The organism is Enterobacter sp. HK-058-C-ECC, assembly GCF_047531125.1.
Taxonomy (GTDB): Bacteria; Pseudomonadota; Gammaproteobacteria; order Enterobacterales; family Enterobacteriaceae; genus Enterobacter; species Enterobacter quasiroggenkampii.
The window spans coordinates 401,229-426,184 of sequence record NZ_JBLKCH010000002.1 but is presented as its reverse complement, the minus strand read 5'-3'; the positions used below and the strand labels follow the sequence as shown (position 1 = coordinate 426,184).

The 24,956-nt window shown below is 51.9% G+C and carries 22 protein-coding genes, 2 pseudogenes and 1 other annotated feature; of the genes and pseudogenes, 12 read left to right on the top strand and 12 right to left on the bottom strand.

Features of this window, described 5'->3' with window-relative positions; genetic code table 11:
• Nucleotides 1-152 precede the first annotated feature (152 nt).
• Nucleotides 153-548, bottom strand: a pseudogene (locus tag ACMWJS_RS06075) (tyrosine-type recombinase/integrase); the annotation flags it as partial.
• Here ACMWJS_RS06075 and ACMWJS_RS06070 point away from each other — a divergent pair.
• The 4 genes from ACMWJS_RS06070 to ACMWJS_RS06055 all read left to right on the top strand — a co-directional run bounded on the left by ACMWJS_RS06070 (nt 506) and on the right by ACMWJS_RS06055 (nt 4,991).
• Nucleotides 506-1,090 (top strand): hypothetical protein, encoded by a 585-nt coding sequence (locus tag ACMWJS_RS06070; protein WP_334754986.1) that lies wholly within the window; start codon nt 506-508, stop codon nt 1,088-1,090. The pseudogene ACMWJS_RS06075 and the gene ACMWJS_RS06070 overlap by 43 nt on opposite strands.
• A gap of 10 nt (nt 1,091-1,100) precedes the next feature.
• Nucleotides 1,101-1,628 (top strand): tail fiber assembly protein, encoded by a 528-nt coding sequence (locus ACMWJS_RS06065; protein WP_334754985.1) that lies wholly within the window; start codon nt 1,101-1,103, stop codon nt 1,626-1,628.
• Nucleotides 1,629-2,509: 881 nt separating this feature from the next.
• Nucleotides 2,510-3,430 (top strand): alpha/beta hydrolase, encoded by a 921-nt coding sequence (locus ACMWJS_RS06060; protein ID WP_334754984.1) that lies wholly within the window; start codon nt 2,510-2,512, stop codon nt 3,428-3,430.
• A 352-nt stretch (nt 3,431-3,782) separates the two neighbouring features.
• Nucleotides 3,783-4,991, top strand: a complete 1,209-nt coding sequence (locus tag ACMWJS_RS06055; protein WP_334754983.1) for an MFS transporter — start codon at nt 3,783-3,785, stop codon at nt 4,989-4,991.
• A gap of 262 nt (nt 4,992-5,253) precedes the next feature.
• On the opposite strand, the gene ACMWJS_RS06050 is transcribed toward ACMWJS_RS06055, so the two are convergent.
• On the bottom strand, nt 5,254-6,225 hold the full coding sequence (locus ACMWJS_RS06050) for an alpha/beta hydrolase (RefSeq protein WP_334754982.1): 972 nt from the start codon (nt 6,223-6,225) through the stop codon (nt 5,254-5,256).
• Between the two features lie 196 nt (nt 6,226-6,421).
• Nucleotides 6,422-7,333, bottom strand: a complete 912-nt coding sequence (locus ACMWJS_RS06045; protein ID WP_334754981.1) for a LysR family transcriptional regulator — start codon at nt 7,331-7,333, stop codon at nt 6,422-6,424.
• A gap of 100 nt (nt 7,334-7,433) precedes the next feature.
• On the opposite strand from ACMWJS_RS06045, the gene ACMWJS_RS06040 reads away from it, so the two are divergent.
• From ACMWJS_RS06040 to ACMWJS_RS06030, 3 genes and pseudogenes are all read left to right on the top strand, one after another.
• A complete protein-coding gene (locus tag ACMWJS_RS06040; protein WP_334754980.1) occupies nt 7,434-8,060 on the top strand; it encodes an NADPH-dependent F420 reductase in 627 nt (208 codons plus the stop codon).
• Between the two features lie 243 nt (nt 8,061-8,303).
• Nucleotides 8,304-8,780 (top strand): nuclear transport factor 2 family protein, encoded by a 477-nt coding sequence (locus ACMWJS_RS06035; protein WP_334754979.1) that lies wholly within the window; start codon nt 8,304-8,306, stop codon nt 8,778-8,780.
• Nucleotides 8,781-9,263: 483 nt separating this feature from the next.
• Nucleotides 9,264-9,356, top strand: a pseudogene (locus ACMWJS_RS06030) (DNA-invertase); the annotation flags it as partial.
• 339 nt (nt 9,357-9,695) lie between these two features.
• Here the strand turns inward: ACMWJS_RS06030 and trpA are convergent.
• The 6 genes from trpA to trpL all read right to left on the bottom strand — a co-directional run bounded on the left by trpA (nt 9,696) and on the right by trpL (nt 16,368).
• Nucleotides 9,696-10,505, bottom strand: coding sequence for a tryptophan synthase subunit alpha (gene trpA / locus ACMWJS_RS06025; RefSeq protein WP_414746794.1), 810 nt, complete (start codon nt 10,503-10,505; stop codon nt 9,696-9,698).
• Entirely contained in the window at nt 10,505-11,698 is a 1,194-nt protein-coding gene (gene trpB, locus ACMWJS_RS06020) for a tryptophan synthase subunit beta (protein ID WP_414746793.1), read from the bottom strand. The genes trpA and trpB overlap by 1 nt, the downstream gene beginning before the upstream one ends.
• A gap of 10 nt (nt 11,699-11,708) precedes the next feature.
• The gene (trpCF, locus tag ACMWJS_RS06015) at nt 11,709-13,067 is read right to left on the bottom strand and encodes a bifunctional indole-3-glycerol-phosphate synthase TrpC/phosphoribosylanthranilate isomerase TrpF (protein ID WP_414746792.1); all 1,359 of its coding nucleotides are present in this window, start codon (nt 13,065-13,067) and stop codon (nt 11,709-11,711) included.
• 3 nt (nt 13,068-13,070) lie between these two features.
• Nucleotides 13,071-14,666: a bifunctional anthranilate synthase glutamate amidotransferase component TrpG/anthranilate phosphoribosyltransferase TrpD gene (gene trpD, locus ACMWJS_RS06010; RefSeq protein ID WP_008502806.1), complete on the bottom strand. Its 1,596-nt coding sequence runs from the start codon at nt 14,664-14,666 to the stop codon at nt 13,071-13,073.
• Complete coding sequence (locus ACMWJS_RS06005) at nt 14,666-16,228, bottom strand: anthranilate synthase component 1 (RefSeq protein WP_045908894.1); 1,563 nt, start codon at nt 16,226-16,228, stop codon at nt 14,666-14,668. The genes trpD and ACMWJS_RS06005 overlap by 1 nt, the downstream gene beginning before the upstream one ends.
• A gap of 25 nt (nt 16,229-16,253) precedes the next feature.
• Nucleotides 16,254-16,347 (bottom strand) — a sequence feature (Trp leader region).
• Nucleotides 16,324-16,368: a trp operon leader peptide gene (gene trpL / locus ACMWJS_RS06000; RefSeq protein WP_106993556.1), complete on the bottom strand. Its 45-nt coding sequence runs from the start codon at nt 16,366-16,368 to the stop codon at nt 16,324-16,326. It overlaps the preceding feature by 24 nt.
• A 139-nt stretch (nt 16,369-16,507) precedes the next feature.
• Between trpL and rnm the strand changes: the two genes are divergently transcribed.
• The 3 genes from rnm (at nt 16,508) to rluB (ending at nt 18,978) form a co-directional block, all read left to right on the top strand.
• Nucleotides 16,508-17,389 (top strand): RNase RNM, encoded by an 882-nt coding sequence (gene rnm, locus ACMWJS_RS05995; protein WP_045908893.1) that lies wholly within the window; start codon nt 16,508-16,510, stop codon nt 17,387-17,389.
• Entirely contained in the window at nt 17,386-18,006 is a 621-nt protein-coding gene (locus tag ACMWJS_RS05990) for an L-threonylcarbamoyladenylate synthase (RefSeq protein WP_003856793.1), read from the top strand. The genes rnm and ACMWJS_RS05990 overlap by 4 nt, the downstream gene beginning before the upstream one ends.
• 96 nt (nt 18,007-18,102) lie before the next feature.
• Nucleotides 18,103-18,978: a 23S rRNA pseudouridine(2605) synthase RluB gene (gene rluB, locus ACMWJS_RS05985; protein ID WP_008502809.1), complete on the top strand. Its 876-nt coding sequence runs from the start codon at nt 18,103-18,105 to the stop codon at nt 18,976-18,978.
• 35 nt (nt 18,979-19,013) lie between these two features.
• Here the strand turns inward: rluB and cobO are convergent, their stop codons facing one another.
• A complete protein-coding gene (cobO, locus tag ACMWJS_RS05980) occupies nt 19,014-19,604 on the bottom strand; it encodes a cob(I)yrinic acid a,c-diamide adenosyltransferase (RefSeq protein ID WP_045908891.1) in 591 nt (196 codons plus the stop codon).
• Nucleotides 19,601-20,362 (bottom strand): YciK family oxidoreductase, encoded by a 762-nt coding sequence (locus tag ACMWJS_RS05975; RefSeq protein ID WP_008502811.1) that lies wholly within the window; start codon nt 20,360-20,362, stop codon nt 19,601-19,603. The genes cobO and ACMWJS_RS05975 overlap by 4 nt, the downstream gene beginning before the upstream one ends.
• A gap of 251 nt (nt 20,363-20,613) precedes the next feature.
• On the opposite strand from ACMWJS_RS05975, the gene sohB reads away from it, so the two are divergent.
• Nucleotides 20,614-21,660, top strand: coding sequence for a protease SohB (gene sohB, locus ACMWJS_RS05970; protein ID WP_063621870.1), 1,047 nt, complete (start codon nt 20,614-20,616; stop codon nt 21,658-21,660).
• 34 nt (nt 21,661-21,694) lie between these two features.
• Here the strand turns inward: sohB and ACMWJS_RS05965 are convergent, their stop codons facing one another.
• The gene (locus ACMWJS_RS05965; protein ID WP_003856804.1) at nt 21,695-21,946 is read right to left on the bottom strand and encodes a YciN family protein; all 252 of its coding nucleotides are present in this window, start codon (nt 21,944-21,946) and stop codon (nt 21,695-21,697) included.
• A 399-nt stretch (nt 21,947-22,345) separates the two neighbouring features.
• Here ACMWJS_RS05965 and topA point away from each other — a divergent pair, with 399 nt between their 5' ends.
• The gene (gene topA / locus ACMWJS_RS05960; protein WP_414746791.1) at nt 22,346-24,943 is read left to right on the top strand and encodes a type I DNA topoisomerase; all 2,598 of its coding nucleotides are present in this window, start codon (nt 22,346-22,348) and stop codon (nt 24,941-24,943) included.
• Nucleotides 24,944-24,956 lie beyond the last annotated feature (13 nt).

Here is a 24,956-nt window from a genome sequence, read left to right as displayed (position 1 = left end):
AACTCAGAAGGTGTATGTTGGTTTAAAGGACTGGAATATATACCCTTTTTCCCTTCTCCAAAACCTCTCCAAAACTTTTCTCCAAAATACCTACCTTTTTTATGACCTCCATCAGTAATTAATCCGATCCCTAAGAGCACCGCAGCGAAAAATTAAATTGCAAGTTTGGTCCATTCCTTCCCGCGATCGTCGTTGTATCTGTCAGTGGTTGACTGTGTTTTATGGCCCAGCATAATTTTCGTATCGATCCCCTGGGCGCGGTAAAGTCTTTCGGACAATGAACGCTGTTCGTGAAATGTTGTTGGTGTTTTTCCTGCAGGCGGTACGATACCGGCTGCATCACGTGCCGCGGCAAACTCTTTAGAAACCAAAATGAGATTCACAGGTTTCGCCTTAGTTTTCATCTTCCCGTGCAAAAAGTAGGGGCTGACAAACCTATCCCTACACTTCCGTATTACATCCTCCAGAGATAAGCCAATGGCTTCACAACGAAGGTTCAGCGGCAATGCAATGCGGGCCCCCGTTTTGCTTTGCTCGATGTACAGATAATGTAGTTAAGGCTCCTGCGGGAATTACTGCAAATTCAATTACGTCGAATACAAGTGTTTTCATCGAGAGTGACGACCGTCAGCATATTATTTTTCAAAATAAAGATGGCACCCCGAGAGCATATATTTATAAAGACCGTAATTCCGATCTTCGTCTTAATAACGGTAACGAGGGGGGCGGAGATTTTGTTATCTCCCGTACCGGTGACATCTTGTGGGGCCCGAATGGAGCGAGACTGAGCTATGACGGGAATCTCTACGGCTCTGTATGGGGCGGTTGGCTGTCAAACTGGCTAACTGGGCGGCTTAGGGCGAAGGCGGAAATTAACTGGGTGCAGTCAAATTTCATCACTGATGTCGCGCTGGGTGCCGAGGGGTCATTCATCATTGCTAAAAATGCATGGCAGCGCGCGCCTGCTGGATGTGTCCTTACTGGTTACAACGCCGAGGGTAACGAACCTGTAAACGATACCTTATTTTACCGCCCAATTCAGAAATATGTTCCGACTGTCGGCTGGATGGTCATTGGTCACACTGCATAGGACACATGGTATGGCATTAACACTTAAAAATTTAACGATTTACACACCTGAATATTATGACCTGATGATTCGGGCGATCTATCTTCAAACAGAAGATGGTCTGGACTGGTATCTACATTTGACCCGCTTCCAGCCTGATACGCTGAAAATTTGTTTTGATGATAAAGGGGTAATCCGATCATACCATGCTGACGCGTCACGCCTTTATCCGTTGAATCTTTCGGTAACTGAGGTCAATATCGCCGATGTGCCGGATGGCCTGAATATTTACGGTGAATGGATGTGGAACGGCGAAAGAATAATTCCACGCGAGTTTACCCGGCAGGAAAAAATCGACCAGGCGGAAGCCCATCGTTCAGAATTGATCGCCGCTGCAGGGGAAAAAATTGCACCACTCCAGGATGCCAGCGATTTGGGTATTGCCACAAAAGTGGAAGCGGATCAACTGATGGCGTGGAAGTCCTACCGGGTGAAACTAAACCGCCTGGTGTTCACAAATGATCAGGAGATCAGCTGGCCGTCGCCGCCTGAAGTGTAATAGTACAAGGGGGTTATTTGTATTAGCTCAAACGTGATCTGGCACTGTTACTGCACAGAGCTTAACCTGGGCTGACAGTCCGCTCTGTGCCAAAAGCGGAAGTTGTGGAACTAAAACGGGTGTGCTTACACCGTTGCTCTGGTAGCCTGTTTGACGATTTTCGGATCTCAGGAGAATAAACGAAAGACTGGTGCCAGAAGGGCAATCGAGGAGGAGTATTGTTACAGACAAACGATTCTTGACAGATATAGTGAAGTAGCATGACAGAAGACAAAACGTGGATGGTGGCTGAAAAACGGGATCAGACAGTACGCAAAAAACATTATGCGATATACCTTAAGGATGACGTCAAGCATCCGACCACAAAAATAAGGCATATGATGGTCGTAGGGCTTTTGAATCATATCAGTCTGTGAATAATGCTCCACTTTTCTTAACGACAAAGCAGATCGTGTCAGGCCTGTTTTCTGGTTTACCCCAGGTAACCGGGAAATACGCTTCTATCTGATACATGTCAAATTTGTAGCAAACTAATAATTGTGGTGTGATTAACCACAACCGTCAGAGAATGCATCCTGCAACGGCAGGTATACAGATATGTGTCTAAAAATGGCTTCAGTCCGGACTATTATAAACTCCTCGTTTCAATTCTTGAAACACAACTCCACTTTTTCTGGATTTGACTATATGTCATAGTTTTTATTTGTTTCCCTTACCATTCTGTTAAGCAGATAAAACGTTTTAACTCGACAAATCATAAATTTCACCAGAGCCTTGACTAAAAAAATGGCCCTGCTGCTAGAGTGTCGAACACATGAAAATTCATAAATTATGTTGCCTTGTCTGGCAATCGAGTTTTAATCAAATTAGGTCGTGACAATATGAAAGAACAAAAACAAGATTTATTCAGGTTTGCTGAGGAAATGCGCAATGAATACCGGGAGAAAATTACCCAGACGGGTGTGGCAGATGCAGTATCGGAAATCAGAACGCTTCGTATCAAAGCCACAAATCCCGACAGGGAAATCCCGGCGCGCCTATATGTGCCTGCAGGGATAAAAAAGGACGAGGTACAATTACCGGTGGTTCTCTTCATTCATGGTGGCGGGTTTGTATCCGGAGATTTTGATACTCATGACGTTTTAACACGAAGTATTGCTAATGGTTCCGCAGCGCTTGTCCTGGCAATTGATTACCGGCTTGCTCCGGAAAATCCCTTCCCGTCTGGACTTGACGATATTCGCGCATCCCTAAAATGGGTTTCTGTGCATGGGTCTGAAATTGGTGCAGATACCTCAAGAATTGCAATTGCCGGAGACAGTGCCGGCGGGAATCTTGCTACCGTACTGGCCATGCAGTTAAGAGATTCAGGAGGACCTGAACTGGTGGCACAATGGCTTATGTACCCATGTCTTGACTACCGGATGGAGACCAAATCCTGGGCTAGACTCGGTGAGACAAACTTCCCTACCAGACAAATCAATGAAACTGTTTATGCTGCTTATGTTCCGTTTGGAATGAGTCCGTGTGACCCCCGGATATCTCCGGCAAGGGGTAATAAGCAGCACCTTCCCCCTGTATTAATACAAGTTGGCGATCTTGATCCTCTGTGCGATGAGAACATTGCCTATGCAGAAAGTCTTGCCCGGGCGGGAGTTGACGCTCATCTTTCAGTGTATAAAAATCATCATCATGGATTTATTCAGTTTTATAAGGATAAGGATGTTAATCCTGATGGTGAAAAGGCTCTTAAGGAAGGGATAATGTTTCTGAAGGCCATTTTCAGAACTGAAAACACGTAAGAGCACTGCGATGCCAATACTTATCCGCTGAAGAACAACATGTAACCGTGCAGGTTATGCGGTTATTCAGTGGATGAGTACATATTGAAAATTGACACAAAATACAATGAAGATATCTTAACACCTTCTAGCCTGCATTGAATATGGATATTAAGTTTCTGGTCACCACTTTTGTAATGCTTAATATTTTACGTTATGGCAGATTACATATCAGATGCGGTTGACAGTAAGTCTGTGAAACGGTAACCTCTTGCGCAGACATTTCGGAGAACCGAATTGCGTAAGCGTTAACGTCAACCAACGCACCACATGTGAGCTTCTCGAAGTATCGCATTTGACAGGTTGACTTTGTATGTCCGTCGTATCTGCTAAAACCCCACTTGCTAAAAATACCCTCTACTCCTTAACCTTTCTAGGGGTGCTGTTAATTGCATCCAATCTGCGGGCGCCAATTACCGCACTGGGTCCAGTGCTTCAGGAAATTGCCGCTTCTTTTAACTTATCCGGTTCTGCAACAGGTCTACTTAATGCGCTCCCATTACTTATTTTTGCGCTTGCCTCACCATTTGCACCAACACTTACCCGTAAAGTAGGCCTTGAGAAAGCACTTTTAGCTGCACTTTTTCTCATCGCTGCAGGATGCCTGATTCGTTCATTGATGGGGTTATCCGGATTATGGTTGGGTACGTTTGTTATCGGTCTTGGTATTGCCATCGCAAACGTGCTGGTAGTCCCTTTGGTTAAAAGAGATTTCCCTTCGCATACCGCACGGTGCATTGGGCTCTATGCCGCCACCATGGCGCTGACCGCAGCATTCTCCAGCGGGATTGCAGCACCCTTGTCAGAACAAAGTAGCGCAGGGTGGCGAATGTCAGTTGGTATATGGGTGGTACCTGCGGTTCTTGGCTTGCTGGTCTGGATTAGGGTTTGTACTGGTACTAAGAATGAAGCTGGTAAAACCGCTAAAACAACGGTTGCGGGGGCCGGTTCTGTATGGCGCAGTGCTATAGCCTGGCAGGTTTCGATGTTTATGGCTCTGCACACTATGGTTTTTTACACTCTTATTGACTGGTATCCCTCAATGGCAGCTGAGTATGGTGTGAATCCATCCACGGCAGGGTATCATCTGTTCTTGTATCAGGCTGTTGCTGTAATCGCCAATCTGTCCACTGCTGCGTTTATTTCGCGGCTTAAAGATCAGCGACTGCTGGGGCTGGCATGTTCATTGTTCATTTCTGTCGGAGTCGCTGGGATCTTGCTTGTCCCTGTTTTGTCCGCATTATGGCTGTTATTTGCTGGCGTGGGTGCAGGAATGTCGATGGTGACGTGTCTTACTCTGTTTGGTCTGAGAACACGTGAGCACAGCCAGGCCGGTCAGTTATCTGGTAAGGCACAATGCATTGGGTATCTAATAGGTGCGTGTGGTCCCTATCTTGCAGGTATCATCCGGGGGCATTCTCAGAGCTGGAACGTCGCACTGATTTGTATGCTTCTGATAACATTTTTTCAGGCGTACTTTGCATGGCATGCCGGCAAGGACAGAGTTATTGAGGAAGATTAGCCCGAATATCCCGGGTGCAGCGTTATTAAAGAATGTTCACTCTATTGATTCCGGCTGAACTAATCTGATTTAAGAGTTAAATCCTGAACTATCGTGACAGTGGTTTGCCTGCTGAGAAGCCTTTTAGGGCATAATTAACAGGCTCCTGCTTGCAGGAGCCTGTTGGGTAACAGCAAAATCCCGAAGTATTTTTGCACACCTTATTGATGGTAACGAGAGATCAGAACGTCGCTGTTATAATGACGAGATGACAGAAACGACCCTACTGTGTTGAAAGAAAACGATCCAGATCATCAGAGAATTTCTGCGGATTTTTCATCATTAAGTTATGGTCACCGAAAGCAATTTTATCATAAATATGTAGAACTGAACCTGGTAAAACGGAGTGAATCCACTTCTGGCTATCAAGCCAGTCACTATTCTCACCTGTAAAAATAGCAGTGGGGACATTGATTTTCGTGGATATCACATCTCGCCAGTCCTGATGTATATGATCCCACAGAACAGCTATCATGGTGGCTAATTCAGTGGATATTATAGTTTTTCCAAATTCCCTGACATTCTCATAAAAAGGAGAATCCATAAGGCTTAATAATTCCGGAAGCTTCGTGTTTACAACCATTTTATTGAATGAAGCTTTTCCTGAAAACATATCTATCATCAATTCAGCCGATCTGCAGAAGGCACCGGTCTGAAGACGTTCATTCTCGGTCCAGTTCTGTCGTACAAATAATGCAGGAGCCTGGTCAACAAGAGCCAGTTTTTTTATACCTGTAGTGCCATAACTATCTATGTAACTCCACAGAATTGATGCACCCATGGAATGACCACACAGATACACATTTTGAGCATTAATGTGAATAAGGAATTCGTTAAGATCCTGAGCATAACGGGATACCCGGGTTCCATAATGGGAATGTGCTGAAAGTCCCTGATTTCGGTGGTCCAGTACATATACACGATACTTCTTACTGAGGAGCCAGATAATATAGAAGTAATCTGTACCATTAGATGACCAGCCTGGAACAAAAACTAATGGGCTACCTTCACCGGCTTCCCACCAGGTCAAACGCACGGAATCACTGGTAGTGAATGAATTAATTATCAGATTTTCAAAAGCCTGTATTGAATCAGGGAAACCCTCGACAGAATTTTTAAAATGGTAGTCATGCCCCAGCAGCTGGCAGGGGTGGCATGGCATAGTGATGACGCGATTTTCATTTGATGATTTCATGTTTAATTCCTTACTGTCAGATCTGTACTGCCAGGTCGATGGTATAGAAACAACTTTTAACGCGATGTTACATTTATAATCTGGATATGCAGAACAACATTCATATGTTAATTAATGTGAAAAAGCAAAGGTGAGTATGTTCTTTTATACATGAGTTACCTTTTCAGTATAATCAAATAATGCATTTCTGCATTCTCTATTTATGCGGTTTACTTTTCTTCGTATCAGGACCAAATCTCTCCATAACGAAATCTATAAAGCTGCGTAATTTTGGGGTCATACGACGATCCGGTGCATACAAAATATGAAAAGGACGTACGGGAATAGGATAATCAGGAAGCACCTCAATTAACTGACCATTATTCAGGTCATCTTTAACCAGCTCTTCAGGTTGATACAGCAGGCCCAGCCCTGCCCGTGCGGCATTTAATAATGCCTCACCAGTATCTATCATCAGTCTCCCATTAACAGGTACTACAATCAAGCCTTCAGGCCCCATAAAAGTCCATTTCGTACGCTGCTCAGTAAATGAAAAACTAAGGCATTCATACATCCTGAGATCATCTGGATGTCGAGGCTTCTGTCGGTTATTAAAATATGAGGGGGCTGCGCTTAGTATTAACCGGTAAGGTGAAAGCTGTCGTGCAACCAGCCCGCTGTCCGGAAGTTCGCCAACACGAAAGGCAATATCAAAGCCTTCTTCAATGATATCAACATTGCGGTTACTGAGGGACATGTCCACAGAAACATCCGGATTTTGCATCAGATAATCAGGAAGTGATTTGGATAGTGCATGGATGCCGAATGAAACCGGTGCATTCACACGCAACAACCCTCTCGGCACCCCCTGACGTATTGCCACCAGACTCTCAGCAGACTCCACTTCAGACAGAATGACTTTGACTCGCTCATAGAAAACACGACCAGCATCGGTCAGATGTTGCCTGCGCGTAGTACGGTTGATAAGGCTCGTTCCGAGGTGCTGTTCAAGACTCTGGATATGTTTTCCAACCAGTTGCGAAGACATTGTCATGGCTTCACCTGCTGAAGAAAACGAACCATATTCAACAACTTTAACAAATACAGCCATGCTTTTTAGCCGATCCATTAAAAACTCCTGTTTTCAAGTGTCTTTTCAATATGCTCATTTATCACTGAATGTTTCAAGTGTTTAATAGCTGAAAGTACACATCCTAGAGGAAATAACGATGAAAGTTGCAGTTATCGGAACGGGTAAAATGGGGTCAGGACTTGCATCGGCGCTGGTCGCAGCCGGTCATGAGACATTCATTGGGGCACGTGATCTGAATAAAGCCGACGCACTGGCAAAACAGATTGGACAGGGGGCACAGAGCGGTTCTGTCGCTACCGCAGCAAAATCGGCCGAGACAATCGTTCTGGCTCTGCCGTATGCCTCAATTAAAGAGGTCATCGCGCAAGCCGGCGATCTGACCGGAAAAGTGATAATTGATATTACTAACCCGGTGAGTGCTGACTACAAAGAACTTACTGTAGGTTTAACAACTTCAGCGGCGGAAGAAATTCAGAAACTTGCCCCCGGAGCAAAGGTTGTTAAAGCCTTCAATACCATTTTCTCCTCATTGCTGTCATCAGAAGTGCGCAAAGGAAAAAAACTGCAGGTTTTTATCGCTGGAGACAATTCGATTGCCAAACGCACTGTTGCAGATATAGCCGAATCCATTGGTTTTGAGCCAGTTGAGTCAGGTCCATTATCTAACAGTCGCTTCATCGAACCAGTCGGGGAGATGAATATTCATTTCGCCTTTTTCCTAGGTAAGGGAACGGTAGTTGCCCCTGCATGGGTGCAGCTCTGATGTAACACGAGAAGGTCTCTTGTTCAGAGAGGCCTTTTCAAAGAATTAGGCAGTAATGGGATTGGTAATCCATTGATATATTTAGAATTATTATATGCTTTAATATTTCCTTCGGTTACTTAGTTAAGTAACCGACATTACTTGCCCAGAAAATTCAACTGGAAATATACTCAGGTCAGTAAATCCATATAGCCAAGTTAATGTCTAAATTTTAAAAATCATACATGCTAACCGGAATAAATAATGAAATCTCTCAAAAAACATATTGTTTGCACTCTGTTAGTTTCCGCTCTTGTTCCATGCCTGGCACAAGCCCAGGATAACCAAGATGAGAAAAAAATCATAACAACACTTTCGGCGTATGAGGAGGCATTAAATAAATCTGACACATCAAAAATCACAAACCTGTACACGCCAGGAGGCGTTCTGATGGCTCCTGATGCGCCATCTTCAGTGGGTAGAGAAAAAATAGAGGAATCTTACAAAAATACGCTTAAAGAAATCTCATTGAAACTAAAATTTAACGTTGATGAAGTAAAATTGCTGAATGAGCATACAGCCTTATTACGCAGCCATTCTAATGGCACAGTTAAAATTAATGGAAGCGATAAGCCTGCGGAAAAGGCAGCATTCAAGGAGCTTTTTATTCTCGATAAACAAAAAGACGGTGAGTGGAAATTTTCTCATTACAGCTTCTCAACTGCACCTGTAGATAAGTAAACAAGCAATAAACTGTGCCTGAACGTTAATCAGGCACTTTTCATAAACGTGACACCGTCTCAGATAAAATTTAATCTTGATATTTACAACTGATTATTGCTCATCATGACATTTCCGAATATCTTCGGGATATATTTCTCTCTTCGCTACCGTTACAACCCTGCCGATATACTCATCCATTAAACAAGCCCTAAACTCGCCCTAGAGACAGGCTTTATGGCAATTTTTATTTACCAATTTTTAACAAGCGTCCATACAAATCACGTCCACATTGACGGTGATTAGCATTACCAACTTTTGCTACTCGCTAATAGCAGACTGTCAGATTTGATTCTGTGCTGCCAGTGAAAACCGTCAGATCAAGTCTGAGCTAATACAGTTTATTACCCCTTATCAACACCGCACACGCTTAGTTGTGGATCAGTGCTCCGGCAGAAAGACGCAAGGGCAGGATGTCGCACCGTTTATTCGCTTTTTCAATCAGGGCATGCGGGCCAACTGGTTGCGAACGGTGTGGACAGAAAGCAGGTAGCGATAATTTATGAGGTGGATGTGTGCACAATGTATAAAAAATTTTACTGCAGGGAAATATGGCAAAGTCGGTCAAAAAAACCTTCTCCAAAACTAAGGCGTAAGTGTATGAAAATGCTTGCGTTCACACAGCGTAAAATTCATTAAGAAACATGCCCAAAAGTTGTCTTATCTTATTGAATCAAAGAATAAATTTGTGTTTTTTGGTATTCTTTGAACTCAGAAGGATTAAAGATAAAAAAGAGTCCAGATCATACGCTTACACGACGGTTTGAAAAGCCATTCACACCGAAAATATCGAAAGGATCAATTTTAACGTCATCCTTTGTTGATGCCGGGGAATAAAGGGTAACCGTCTGGCAGGGATGCCAGACGGTGGAGGGGTCAGGCTTTACGCGTCGCCGCCTTCATGGCGGTTACAAACGCCTTCAGCTCGGTCAGCATCTGCTCGGGCTTGTCCACGTTCTTCTCGATGATCTTCACAATCGCAGAGCCGGAAATGGCACCCGCAGCCTTCGCGTCAATCGCCGCGGTGACTTGTTCCGGAGAGGAGATCCCGAAGCCCTGCAGCGGAGGTGCAGCATGGTACTCGGCCAGCTTTTCCACCAAATGATGCAGCGGCAATGCGGCTTTATTCTCGGCACCGGTCACGCCTGCGCGGGAGAGCAGGTAGGTGTAACCGCGCCCGTAAGAGGCAATCTGGCGCAGCAGCTCATCGTCCGCGTTTGGCGGGCAGATGAAAATAGGGGCGACATTGTGACGCATCGCAGCCTGGCGGAACGGCGCGGACTCTTCAACCGGCACGTCGGCGACCAGAACGGAGTCGACACCCACGCGGGCGCACTCGGCGTAAAACTCATCGATACCGCGGTTGAACACCAGATTGGCGTACATCAGCAGGCCAATCGGGATAGTGGGGTGCTTTTGACGGATCGCCGCCAGCATCTCGAAGCACTGGGTCGGCGTAACGCCTGAGGCAAATGCGCGCAGCGTCGCATTCTGGATGGTCGGGCCATCCGCCAGCGGGTCAGAGAACGGGATCCCCAGCTCCAGCGCATCGGCACCAGCTTCAATCAGGGTGTCGATGATCTTCAACGACTGTTCAGGGCCCGGATCGCCCAGGGTGACGAAGGGAACGAACGCGCCTTCCTGGCGGGAATTCAGTTCTGCAAATACGTTATCGTAGCGTTCCATCAGATTTCCCCTCGTGCTTTCAGAATATCGTGAACGGTGAAGATATCTTTGTCACCGCGTCCGGAAAGGTTGACCACCAGCAGTTGTTCTTTTTCCGGATTGTCTTTCATCATTTTCAGCGCATGGGCCAGAGCGTGTGAAGACTCCAGCGCCGGGATGATCCCTTCGCTGCGGCACAGCGTTTTAAACGCTTCCAGCGCTTCGTCATCGGTAATGGAGACATAGTCCGCACGACCGGTGCTGTTCAGATAGGCGTGCTGCGGCCCGACGGACGGGAAGTCGAGGCCGGCAGAGATAGAGTAAGACTCTTCAATCTGGCCTTCATCGGTCTGCATCATCGGGGATTTCATGCCGAAGTAGATCCCCACGCGGCCATGCTTCAGCGGCGCGCCGTGTTCACCCGATTCAATGCCGTGACCCGCAGGCTCGACGCCAATCAGACCCACGCTGGTGTCGTCGATAAAGTCTGCGAACATGCCGATGGCGTTAGATCCGCCGCCGACGCAGGCGATGACCGCATCCGGCAGACGCCCCTCTTTTTCGAGGATCTGCGCTTTGGTCTCTTCCCCGATCATGCGCTGGAATTCACGCACGATGGTCGGGAACGGGTGCGGGCCCGCTGCGGTACCGAGCATATAGTGCGCGGTTTCGTAGCTGCCAGACCAGTCGCGCAGCGCTTCGTTACAGGCATCCTTCAGCGTCGCGGAGCCGCTGTGCACCGGGATCACTTCCGCACCCATCAGACGCATACGGAATACGTTTGGAGACTGACGCTCAACGTCTTTCGCCCCCATATAGATGCGGCATTTCAGACCGAGCAGGGCGCTGGCGAGCGCCGAGGCCACGCCATGCTGGCCTGCGCCGGTTTCGGCGATGATTTCGGTTTTGCCCATACGCTTCGCAAGCAGCGCCTGACCCAGCACCTGGTTAGTCTTGTGTGCGCCGCCGTGCAGCAGGTCTTCACGCTTAAGATACAGCGTGGTTTTCGTGCCTTCCGTCAGATTGCGGCATTTAGTCAGGGCCGTTGGGCGGCCTGCATAGTTTTTCAGCAGGTCGGTAAATTCAGCCTGAAACGCCGAATCCTTCTGCGCGCTCACAAACGCTTCTTCCAACTGGCGCAGCGCGGGCATCAGGATTTGCGGGACGTACATCCCGCCGAACTCACCAAAATACGGGTTAAGTAATGTCGTCATCTTCTCTTCCTTAATATGCACGCAGAGTTTTAAAAACCGAGGCCAGTTTGCTGGCATCTTTAATACCCGGCTGGGACTCTACGCCTGAATTGAAATCGAGGCCTGCGCAGCCGGTTTTCGCGGCTTCTACGCAGTTATCCGGGCTTAATCCGCCCGCCAGCAGGACGTTGTCCAGCGTTTCGCCGTTCAGCAGAGACCAGTCAAAACGCTGGCCGGTTCCGCCCTGGCCGTTATCGAGGACGTATTTATCCACGTGGTTCAGGTTACGCGGGGGCAACGTATCGTCAACGCGTTGCGCTTTCCAGATCTGTACCTGTGGCGCCAGCGTGGCGCGAAGGGCATCGATATAGGCCTGATCTTCATCGCCGTGAAGCTGCACCGCGCTCAGGGATAACGCGTCGGCTTTTTCAACCACCTCTGCGATATCTGCATTGCGGAACACGCCAACATAGCTGAGCGGAGCCGCGGCGATGACCTTACGCGCCTGCTCTTCGCTGACCGCGCGAGGGGAGGAATCCACAAAAATCAGCCCGCCATAAATCGCTCCGGCTTCATACGCGGCCTGGGCGTCCTGTTCGCGGGTTAAGCCGCAGACTTTGTTTTCACCCAGCAGCACGCGACGTACTGCCGCATTGAGATCGTCATGTTCCATCATGGCGGAGCCAATCAGGAAACCGTTGGCGAAGTGGCTCAGCTCGCGCACCTGGGCGTAGCTGTTAATGCCGGATTCGCTGATCACCGTGACGCCAGAACCCAGACGCGGCGCCAGCTGGCGCGTGCGGTTCAGGTCAATGGACAGGTCACGCAGATCGCGGTTATTAATGCCTACCACTTTGGCTTCCAGCGCAATCGCGCGCTCCAGCTCCTCTTCATTACTCACTTCGGTCAGCACGCCCATTTTCAGGCTGTGCGCGACGGCAGAGAGCTGGCGATACTGCTCGTCGTCAAGCACCGAGAGCATCAGCAGGCAGGCGTCAGCCTGGTAAAAGCGCGCCAGCCAGATCTGATACGGGTCAATGATAAAGTCTTTGCACAGGATCGGCTGCGGCGCGATGCCGCTGACGATCGGCAGAAAATCGAAGCTGCCCTGAAAATATTTCTCATCCGTCAGCACGGAGATGGCGGACGCATGATGCTTATAAATGCCGGCAATACGCGCCGGGTCGAAATCGTCACGGATAACGCCTTTAGACGGAGACGCTTTTTTGCACTCAAGAATAAACGCGGTGCGCGCACCCTGCAGGGCGTCATAGAAACGACGGCTGCTCGGGACGACGTCATTCTGAAAACGGGCAAGCGGCTGCTGTTGCTTGCGGGCTTCCACCCAGATGGCCTTATCGGCAACGATTTTCGCTAAAACGGTCTGCATTCTTTACCCTCTTGCCGCAAGTGCGGTAACGCGATCGTAAGCTGCACCGGAGCGCAGTACATCCAGAACTTTTTGAACGTTGGCCTTCAGGTCTTCCTCGCCGTGCAAACGCATCAGCATGGCGACGTTGGCAGCAACGGCGGCCTCATGGGCAACCTCTCCCTTACCTTGTAATAAGCGCGTCAGAATGTCACGGTTTTCTTCCGGGGTACCGCCAGCCAGCGCTTCCTGGTGATACGGGGTTAAACCAAAGTCAGCGGCTTCCAGCTGGTAGCTCAGGATTTCACCGTCGCGCAGTTCGGCTACCAGCGTCGGCGCGTGCAGTGACACTTCATCCATTCCGCCGCTGTGCACCACGGCGGCACGCTGGTAACCCAGCACGCGCAGCGTCTCAGCAATCGGCAGGACCAGCTCCGGACTGTAAACACCGATCAGCGCCAGCGGCGGGTGCGCCGGGTTGATCAGGGGGCCGAGCACGTTAAACAGCGTGCGGGTTTTAAGCTGCTGACGAACCGGCATTGCGTGGCGGAAACCGGTGTGATACTTCGGCGCAAACAGGAAGCAGACGCCCAGGTCATCCAGCGCTTCACGGGAACGTTCGGCGTTCATATCAAGATTAATGCCGAATGCCGCGAGTAAATCAGACGAGCCTGACCGGCTGGACACGCTGCGGTTACCGTGCTTCGCCACTTTCAGGCCACACGCTGCGGCCACAAAGGCGCTGGCGGTTGAAATATTGATACTGTTGCTGCCGTCACCGCCGGTGCCGACGATATCGGCAAACGGATAGTCCGGACGCGGGAACGGGGCGGCATTTTCCAGCAGGGCCGTGGCGGCACCGGCGATCTCCTGCGGGCTTTCACCGCGAACCTTCATGCTCACCAGCGCGGCCGCCAGCTGTTCCGGCTTCAGCTCACCGCGAACCACGGCGGAGAAGAGCTGGTGGCTCTCCTGCTGGCTCAGGGTTTGCGCCTGATACAGTTTTTCCAGAATCGGCTGCAGGGTGTTGGTCTGCTCCAGCTTCTGTAACGCCCAGTCGAGGGTCTGCTCCAGCAGGCGGGCACCGTGGGAGGTCAGGATGGATTCCGGATGGAACTGCATCCCGCAGACGCGATCCGCGTCGTGACGGACCGCCATCACCATCCCTTCAAACGAGGCGTTGATCGTCAGCCCGGCGGGAATGTTGCTGCCGACCAGCGAGTGGTAGCGCGCGACCGGGAGCGGATTCGGCAGCCCGGCAAACATCGCCTGGCCGTCATGTTCGATGCTGGACGCTTTACCGTGCAGGATTTCACCCGCCTGGCCAACGTAGCCGCCATAGGCTTCAACAATCGCCTGATGACCGAGGCAGATGCCGATAATCGGCAGCTTGCCGCGCATACGGGTCAGCAGCTCCGGCATACAGCCCGCTTCGCTCGGCGCGCCTGGCCCCGGAGAGAGCATCAGCACCGGGTTTTGCATGGTGGCCAGACGGTCAATCAGGGTCTGCGCCGGTACATGGTTACGATAGATAACGACGTTATGGCCATTCGCACGCAGCTGATCTGCCAGGTTGTAGGTAAAGGAGTCGATATTATCGAGCAGCAGAATGTCAGCCATCAGAAAATCTCCTGTGCGTGGTGTGCGGTAGCAATGGCGCGAAGGACCGCACGGGCTTTGCTGCGCGTTTCGTCAGCTTCAGACTGCGGAACAGAATCAAGAACAATCCCGGCACCCGCCTGGACGGTGGCAATACCGTCTTCAACATAGGCGGAGCGGATGACGATGCAGGTATCGAGGTCACCGTGGGCCGTAAAATAGCCCACCGCACCGCCGTAGCTGCCGCGACGACGCCCTTCGGCGGCGGCAATCAGCTGCATAGCGCGCACTTTCGGCGCACCGCTCAGGGTGCCCATGTTCATGCAGGCGCGGTAGGCGTGCAGCACGTCGAGGTCGTGGCGCAGCTCACCGACCACGCGGGAGACCAGGTGCATCACGAATGAATAGCGGTCGACTTTAGTCAGGTCCGCCACGTAGCGGCTGCCTGGGGTGCAAATACGAGCCAGATCGTTACGCGCCAGGTCAACCAGCATCAGGTGCTCAGAGAGCTCTTTATGGTCGGTGCGCATTTCCAGCTCGATGCGGCTGTCGAGATCGCGATCCAGCGAGCCGTCTGGGCGACGTCCACGTGGACGGGTTCCGGCGATCGGGTAGATCTCAATCTGACGGCTGGTTGCGTCATATTTCAGCGAGCTTTCCGGCGAGGCGCCGAACAGCGTGAAGTCGTTGTCCTGCATAAAGAACATGTACGGGCTTGGGTTGCTCTTTTTCAGCACGTCGTAAGCAGCCAGCGGAGACGGGCAGGGCAGAGAGAAGCGACGGGACGGTACAACCTGGAAAATTTCCCCGGCGCGAATCGCTTTTTGCATCTGGCGAACCACGGCACCGTACTGATCGTCGGTCTGGTTCACATCGCAGGTCATTTTTTCCACGCGCTGTACCGGCAGTGCAGGTGGCGCTTCCGTCATCTGCTGCTGAAGCTGCGCGATACGGTGCTCAAGACGGTTTTTCTCAGCGGTCGAAGGCGTGAACAGGCTGGCCTGGATACGGGTGTACTGTTTCTGATGGTCGATCACCAGCAGGGTTTCGGCCAGATAGAAGCAATAGTCCGGGCAGCGATTGCCCTGCTCGGTTTCCGGTAAATCTTCAAATCCGGCGACCAGGTCGTAGGCAAACAGTCCGCCAAAGAACATCGCTTCACGCTCATCGTGCGGAACGGTGACCAGGTTCTGCAGCAGGCGGAAGGCATCAAAGACGGAAAGTGAGCACAGGCGCGCGTCTTCATCCAGTAACTGGCTAACCGGCGGGAAATGCAGAATGCGCATTTCTGGATGACGTTCGTTTTCGATGCCTGAAGGCAGGGCGGCATCCAGCAGTGGCAGCAGCGAGGCGCCGTTGTCTGATAAGGCCTTGATTGTGACAGTGTCACCTAGAGCGGTAATGCGCAACGCGCTGTCGACCAGCAGCAGGCTCTTGAGATCGTCCTTGCTGTCAATGTCCGCAGATTCCAGCAGCAGCGTTGCCGGGCGTGCCCCGCACACCTGATGAAACAGCGCGGTCGGGTTGTGGCGATAGGCCGCCTCGCAGGTCAGCAATTCGAGATGGGGTTTGGCTGTTTGCATGTTGGTGTTCTCATTTATTCTGTTCAAAAAAAAGCCCGCTGGGTAGCGGGCGGGTATCTGTTTGCATTTCGCAGACGCGTGACACTGCCCGATGATCAGGAAGTACGCCACCAACCGTGCAGAGTGAAATGTGCTGTCATTTTCAGATACCTTTCTCGTGTGAACTTGCGTACTAGTTAACTAGTTCGATGGCGTGTTGTCAACCCTTGATTTCAGAATTTCGATATAAGTCGGTATCATGATGGTTTCGGATGTCTCCAACCTGTTATGGGAAGTGCTTTGAGCGATACCACCTACGCTATTATTTATGATTTACACAGCCATACTCAGGCCTCTGATGGCCTGCTGACACCCGAAGCCCTGGTTCATCGTGCAGTTGAAATGCGCGTCGGTACGCTGGCGATAACCGATCACGATACGACGGATGCCATTCCGGCGGCGCGCGCCGAGATCGCCCGCAGCGGGCTGGCGCTTAATCTGGTCTCCGGTGTCGAAATTTCGACCGTCTGGGAAAACCATGAGATTCATATCGTTGGTCTGAACATCGATATAGACCATCCGGCACTGACTGCTTTTTTGCAAGAACAAAAAACGCGCCGCAACCAGCGCGCAGAGATGATCGGCGAACGTCTGGAAAAGGCGCATATTCCGGGCGCACTGGAAGGTGCCCAAAAGCTGGCGAACGGCGGGGCGGTCACGCGCGGTCATTTCGCCCGTTTTCTGGTAGAGGCGGGTAAGGCCACGACGATGGCGGATGTCTTTAAAAAGTATCTGGCGCGTGGGAAAACCGGTTACGTTCCGCCACAGTGGTGTACAATAAAACAAGCTATTGATGTGATTCATCATTCTGGCGGTAAGGCCGTGCTGGCCCATCCGGGGCGGTATAATCTTTCTGCTAAATGGCTGAAAAGGCTGCTGGCGCACTTTGCCGAAAACGGTGGTGAGGCGATGGAAGTCGCCCAGTGTCAGCAGGCGCCCAATGAGCGCGCGCAGCTCGCGACCTATGCCCGACAGTACGGTCTGCTTGGCTCACAGGGTTCTGATTTCCATCAGCCCTGCGCCTGGATCGAACTGGGGCGCAAGCTCTGGCTGCCTGCTGGCGTTGAGCCGGTCTGGCAGCTCTGGGAACAGCCGCAGCAAATTGAAGAGAGGGAAGTATGAGTCAGTTTTTCTATATCCATCCGGACAACCCGCAGCCACGTCTGATTAACCAGGCCGTGGAGATCGTCCGCAAAGGCGGCGTGATTGTCTATCCGACCGATTCAGGCTACGCGCTGGGCTGCAAAATTGAAGATAAAGGGGCGATGGAACGCATTTGCCGTATTCGCCAGCTGCCGGACGGCCATAACTTTACCCTGATGTGCCGCGATCTCTCTGAGCTTTCCACCTATGCTTATGTGGATAACGTGGCGTTTCGCCTGATCAAGAACAACACGCCGGGCAACTACACCTTCATCCTGAAAGGGACGAAAGAGGTGCCGCGCCGCCTACTGCAGGAAAAGCGTAAGACTATCGGCATGCGCGTGCCGTCGAACCCGATTGCGCAGGCGCTGCTGGAAACCCTCGGCGAACCGATGCTCTCTACCTCGCTGATGCTGCCGGGCAGCGAGTTTACCGAGTCCGATCCGGAAGAGATCAAAGATCGTCTGGAGAAGGTGGTCGAGCTGATTATTCATGGCGGTTATCTCGGCCAGCAGCCGACCACCGTGGTCGACTTAACCGAAGATGCACCGGAAGTGATTCGAGAAGGCGTGGGTGACGTAAAGCCTTTCTTGTAATGGTATAAGCAGATATACTACGCGGCCATCAAAGCAGGGCTCAGCCCTCTTTTGACCTGATTCGACGCCTGTGAAGGCGACACCTGAGGAAGCTCAATGAGCGAGAAGTTACAGAAAGTGCTGGCGCGTGCCGGCCACGGTTCACGCCGTGAAATCGAAGCCATTATTGAAGCGGGCCGCGTGAGTGTGGACGGTAAAATCGCCACGCTGGGTGACCGCGTAGAAATCGTACCGGGGCTGAAGATCCGTATCGACGGTCATCTTATCTCCGTGAAAGAGTCTGCTGAACAAATCTGCCGCGTGCTGGCTTACTACAAGCCGGAAGGCGAGCTGTGTACCCGCAATGACCCGGAAGGTCGCCCGACGGTGTTTGACCGTCTGCCTAAACTGCGTGGCGCTCGCTGGATTGCCGTTGGTCGTCTGGACGTGAATACCTGCGGTCTGCTGCTGTTTACCACCGATGGTGAACTGGCAAACCGTCTGATGCACCCAAGCCGTGAAGTGGAACGTGAATACGCCGTGCGTGTGTTCGGCCAGGTTGACGAGAATAAACTGCGCGACCTGTCGCGTGGCGTTCAGCTGGAAGACGGTCCTGCGGCGTTCAAAACCATTAAATTTACCGGTGGGGAAGGCATCAACCAGTGGTACAACGTGACCCTGACCGAAGGCCGCAACCGCGAGGTGCGTCGTCTCTGGGAAGCGGTAGGCGTGCAGGTTAGCCGCCTGATCCGTGTCCGTTACGGCGACATCCTGCTGCCAAAAGGCCTGCCGCGTGGGGGATATACCGAACTGGATCTGACCCAGACCAACTACCTGCGCGAGCTGGTCGGCCTGACGCCGGAAACCACCTCTAAAGTGGCGGTGGAGAAAGATCGTCGCCGCATGAAGGCGAACCAGATTCGCCGTGCGGTGAAGCGTCACAGCCAGGTGAGCAGCAACCGCCGCTCTGGCAGCCGTAATAACAACGGTTAATGTAAAAGCCCGGTGAAGACACCGGGCTTTTTTCTTTAGTAATCAATCCCTATTTGCGCTTTGATTCCCGCATCAAACGCATGTTTAACCGGACGCAGCTCGCTGACGGTATCTGCCAGTTCCAGAATATCCCGATGACACCCGCGGCCCGTGATGATAACCGTCTGATGGGCGGGACGGTCTTTCAGTGCATTAAGCACGTCTTCCAGCGGCAAATAGTCGTAGGCGACCATATACGTGATCTCATCCAGCAGAACCATATTGAGTGAAGGATCGGCCAGCATTCTTTTAGCGTGCTCCCAGACGGCCAGACAGGCTGCGGTATCGGTTTCGCGGTTCTGGGTGTCCCACGTAAATCCGGTCGCCATCACCTGGAACTCAACGCCGTGAGGCTCAAGCAGATTACGCTCGCCGTTAGGCCACTCACCTTTAATAAACTGGATAACGCCGACCTTCTGTCCGTGGCCGACGGCGCGTGTCGCCGTGCCGAATGCGGCCGTGGTTTTCCCTTTGCCGTTGCCGGTAAAGACGATGACGATCCCGCGCTCATCCTGAGCGGCCGCGACGCGCGCATCGACCTGTTCCTTCAGACGCTGCTGGCGCTGCTGGTGACGTTCTTCACTCATTGCGATATTCCTGGTTTACGGCCTGGCTGGGCGTCAAAGGTCATCCCGGTTTTGCGGCGGCTGTCGTCGCCCATTAGCCAGAGATAGAGCGGCATAATGTCTGCCGGCGTTTTCAGCTTCTGCGGATCTTCCGTTGGGAAGGCGCTGGCGCGCATTTTGGTGCGCGTACCGCCCGGGTTAATGCAGTTTACGCGCAGATGGCGGCTTTGGTACTCCTCTGCCAGCACCTGCATCATGCCTTCGGTCGCGAATTTTGATACGGCATAGGCACCCCAGTTTGCACGCCCCTCACGGCCTACGCTGGAGGAGGTGAATACCAGTGAACCCGAATCCGATTTGAGTAATAAAGGAAGCAGTGCCTGGGTCAGGAAAAACGTCCCGTTGACGTTGACCTGCATGACCTCCTGCCAGATCTCAGGATCCTGTTCATCCATCGGGCGAACTTCGCCAAGCAAGCCGGCATTGTGCAGCACGCCGTCGAGACGCGGATAATGGGTGCTGATGCGGTGAGCAAGCTCCTGACATGACGCGGGCGTGCAGGTGAGCAGATCGAGCGTGTACCAGCGAGCAGGAATCCCACCTGCGGCTTCAATCTCCTGCGCCACCCCTTTAAGTTTTTCTTCGTTGCGGCCGGTCAGGATGACGCTCGCGCCATACTCAGCGTAGGTCAGCGCCGCTTCACGGCCAATCCCGTCGCTGGCCCCAGTGACAAGAATGATGCGGTTCTGCAGCAGATTTTTTTGCGGTTGATAATGCAAGGTGACTCCTCGGCGCACGGTGACTCAAAGACGCCTTCTTTTGTGACTTTTCGGCTTTATGCCCGAATTCGCCTGATAATTCAATCAGTCTACAGGACGCATTGCTGTAAAATTAACAATTTGCAAATATTTAAACGCCAGACCGGGGATTCCTGAAGGCGGCTCGCAGAGGTAATGTCACGAGCGAGACGCATGGGCAGGGCTGTTGTACACTGCCGTAAAAGATTCGTGGTTAAATCAAGGTGGAACGCGTGGAATTACTTTCTCAATATGGGTTGTTTTTGGCGAAAATCGCGACGGTGGTGATTGCCATTGCGGTGGTTGCCGTTCTGATTGTCAACCTGACGCAGCGCAAGCGTCAGCGTGGGGAGTTACGCATCACCCGCCTGAGCGAGCAGTATAAAGAGATGCAGGAAGAGATGTCTCTGGCGCTGCTTGACAGTCATCAACAGAAACTGTGGCTCAAAGCGCAGAAGAAAAAGCATAAACAGGAAGCCAAAGCGGCAAAAGCAAAGGCGAAGCTCAATACGCCACAGGATAAGGTCGCGCCCCGCGTCTACGTGCTCGATTTTAAAGGCAGCATGGATGCGCATGAAGTGTCCTCTTTGCGGGAGGAAGTGACGGCCGTTCTGGCCGTGGCGACGCCGCAGGATCAGGTCGTTGTTCGTCTTGAAAGCCCGGGAGGTGTCGTGCATGGCTACGGCCTGGCCGCGTCTCAGCTACAGCGCCTGCGTGAAAAACAGATCCCGCTGACCGTAGCCGTAGATAAAGTGGCGGCGAGCGGTGGCTACATGATGGCCTGCGTGGCGGACAAAATTGTGGCCGCACCGTTTTCTATTATTGGCTCGATCGGCGTGGTCGCGCAGATCCCGAACTTTAACCGCTTCCTGAAAAATAAAGAGATTGATATCGAACTTCACACGGCGGGTCAGTACAAACGCACCCTGACGCTGCTGGGTGAAAACACGGAAGAAGGGCGCCAAAAATTCCGTGAGGATCTCAACGAAACGCATCATCTCTTTAAAGACTTTGTGCACCGTATGCGCCCGACGCTGGACATTGAGCAGGTCGCGACGGGTGAGCACTGGTACGGCGTTCAGGCGCAGGAGAAAGGGCTGGTGGATGAAGTCGGAACCAGTGACGATCTGCTGCTCAACCTGATGGAAGGCCGGGAACTGGTAGGCGTCCGCTTTGCCCAGCGCAAGCGACTCCTTGACCGCTTTACCAACAGTGCCGCAGAAAGCGCGGACCGCCTGCTGCTCCGCTGGCTACAGCGCGGACAAAAACCGCTGCTGTAAACAAAAACGCGAGGCTTATGCCTCGCGTTTTGCGTTAATCGACCAGGTGATATTTCTCGGAAAGCGTGTGCGCCAGGTATTTAAACATGTTAAACACGGCGGTGCTTTTCGGGGTCGGTAGGCCCTGTTCATCAAGGAAGTATTCGCCGCTGAAAACCAGCACGCCATTTCGCTGCTCTACGCCGGTGGCTTCAATGCCTGCCAGCGTATCTTCATGGTCACGAATAAGCTTGTTTGCTTCGATAAGCAGAGAGGCTCGGTCAATAGGTTGGGTCGTATTCTGCATAATCCACTCCTTAAACAGTGACAATAGTCTACGCCGAGGGCGCTTTGGGGGCAAATTTTCCCTGTATTGTGAGGGGATAAGGTGCAGGGGCCTGGCTGGCAGGATTTGCTTTTGCATGCTAATAAAGTTGCGTAACGAATTTTATCAGGTAGAGTGTGCGCTTTCGTCATTCTGGCAACAGAATTGCTTGACATTCAACCGGGAATTCGTCACGAATTACACGAGATGTGAGAAAAATACCCGAGAACTCAATCACCTGGGCGGCTTTTCTTTAACGCCCGGTAAGACAAAGGGGTTGATATCTCCTGACGCAGTCGCAATATCATTGGCTCGTCGTCAGCGGAAGGGAAATCAACGTGCGGCGTATTCCTGGAAGAATTAAATTAGGTAAAGGTGAATATGGGTAAAGCTCTCGTCATCGTTGAGTCCCCGGCAAAAGCCAAAACGATCAATAAGTATCTGGGTAATGACTACGTGGTTAAGTCCAGCGTTGGTCATATCCGCGATTTGCCGACCAGTGGCTCAGCCAGCAAAAAGAGCGCAGACTCTACCTCCACCAAAGGGGCTAAAAAGCCTAAAAAGGATGAACGTAGCGCGCTTGTCAACCGCATGGGTGTTAACCCATGGCATAACTGGGATGCACAATATGAAGTGCTTCCAGGGAAAGAAAAAGTCGTTAACGAGCTGAAGCAGCTGGCTGAAAAAGCAGACCACATCTATCTCGCAACCGACCTTGACCGCGAAGGGGAGGCCATTGCGTGGCACCTGCGGGAAGTGATCGGGGGTGATGACAAACGCTACAGCCGCGTAGTGTTTAACGAAATTACGAAGAATGCGATTCGTCAGGCGTTTGAGAAGCCGGGCGAGCTGAATATCGACCGCGTCAACGCCCAGCAGGCGCGTCGCTTTATGGACCGCGTCGTGGGTTACATGGTTTCTCCACTGCTGTGGAAGAAGATTGCCCGTGGCCTGTCCGCAGGTCGCGTGCAATCCGTCGCCGTGCGTCTGGTCGTTGAGCGTGAGCGCGAAATTAAAGCCTTCGTGCCGGAAGAGTTCTGGGAAGTTGATGCCAATGTGACCACGCCGGGCGGTGACGCTCTGCCGCTGCAGGTAAGCCATCAGAACGATAAGCCTTTCCGTCCGGAAAACCGCGACCAGACCATGGCCGCCGTGGCGCTGCTGGAAAAGGCACGCTATCAGGTACTGGAACGTGAAGACAAACCGACCAGCAGCAAGCCTGGTGCGCCGTTTATCACCTCCACCCTGCAACAGGCGGCAAGCACCCGTCTGGGTTACGGCGTGAAGAAAACCATGATGATGGCCCAGCGCTTGTATGAAGCAGGTTACATCACCTATATGCGTACCGACTCAACCAACCTGAGTCAGGACGCGGTCAACATGGTGCGTGGCTACATCAGCGACAACTTCGGTAAGAAATACCTGCCGGAAAGCGCTAACCAGTTTGCCAGCAAAGAGAATTCTCAGGAAGCGCACGAAGCGATTCGTCCTTCTGATGTCTCTGTGCTCGCTGAATCACTGAAAGATATGGAAGCCGACGCGCAGAAGCTGTATCAGCTGATCTGGCGTCAGTTTGTGGCGTGCCAGATGACCCCGGCCCAGTACGATTCCACCACGTTGACCGTCGGGGCGGGTGATTTCCGTCTCAAGGCGCGCGGTCGTATTCTGCGTTTCGACGGCTGGACGAAAGTGATGCCTGCGCTGCGTAAAGGTGATGAAGATCGAACGCTGCCTGCGGTGAACAAAGGTGATGAACTGTCTCTGGTTGAGCTGATCCCGGCTCAGCACTTCACCAAGCCACCTGCACGCTTCAGTGAAGCATCTCTGGTAAAAGAGCTGGAAAAACGCGGTATTGGCCGTCCGTCGACCTACGCGTCAATTATCTCGACGATTCAGGATCGCGGTTACGTCCGTGTTGAAAACCGTCGTTTCTATGCGGAAAAAATGGGTGAGATCGTCACCGATCGTCTGGAAGCCAACTTCCGCGAGCTGATGAACTACGATTTCACCGCGCAAATGGAAGACAGTCTCGACCAGGTTGCCAGCCACCAGGCGGAATGGAAAAAGGTCCTCGACAGCTTCTTCAGCGATTTCACCGACCAGCTTGAAAAAGCGGAGAAAGACCCTGAAGAGGGCGGCATGCTGCCTAACCAGATGGTACTGACCAGCATCGACTGCCCAACCTGTGGCCGCAAGATGGGGATCCGTACTGCCACCACGGGCGTGTTCCTCGGCTGCTCTGGCTATGCGCTGTCGCCAAAAGAGCGCTGCAAAACCACCATTAACCTGGTGCCGGAGAACGAAGTTCTCAACGTGCTGGAAGGTGACGATGCGGAAACTAACGCTCTGCGTGCCAAGCGCCGCTGCAAAAAATGCGGCACGGCAATGGATAGCTACCTGATCGATCCAAAACGCAAGCTGCACGTGTGTGGTAATAACCCAACGTGTGACGGGTATGAGATCGAAGAGGGCGAGTTCCGCATTAAAGGCTATGACGGCCCGATTGTGGAGTGCGAGAAGTGTGGTTCTGAAATGCACCTGAAAATGGGGCGTTTCGGTAAGTACATGGCCTGCACCAACGACGAATGTAAAAACACGCGCAAAATTCTGCGTAACGGTGAAGTGGCTCCGCCGAAGGAAGATCCGGTTCCGCTGCCAGAATTGCCGTGTGAGAAATCCGACGCGTACTTCGTGCTGCGTGACGGCGCGGCAGGTGTCTTCCTGGCCGCCAACACCTTCCCGAAATCGCGTGAAACCCGCGCGCCGCTGGTGGAAGAGCTGCATCGCTTCCGCGATCGTCTGCCGGAGAAACTGCGTTATCTGGCCGATGCGCCACAGCAGGATCCGGTAGGCAACAAAACCGTGGTGCGGTTTAGCCGTAAAACTAAGCAGCAGTACGTTGCGGCAGAGAAAGAGGGTAAAGCGACCGGATGGTCAGCCTTCTTTGTCGATGGCAAATGGGTTGAAGGCAAGAAATAATCTTCCCTAACCG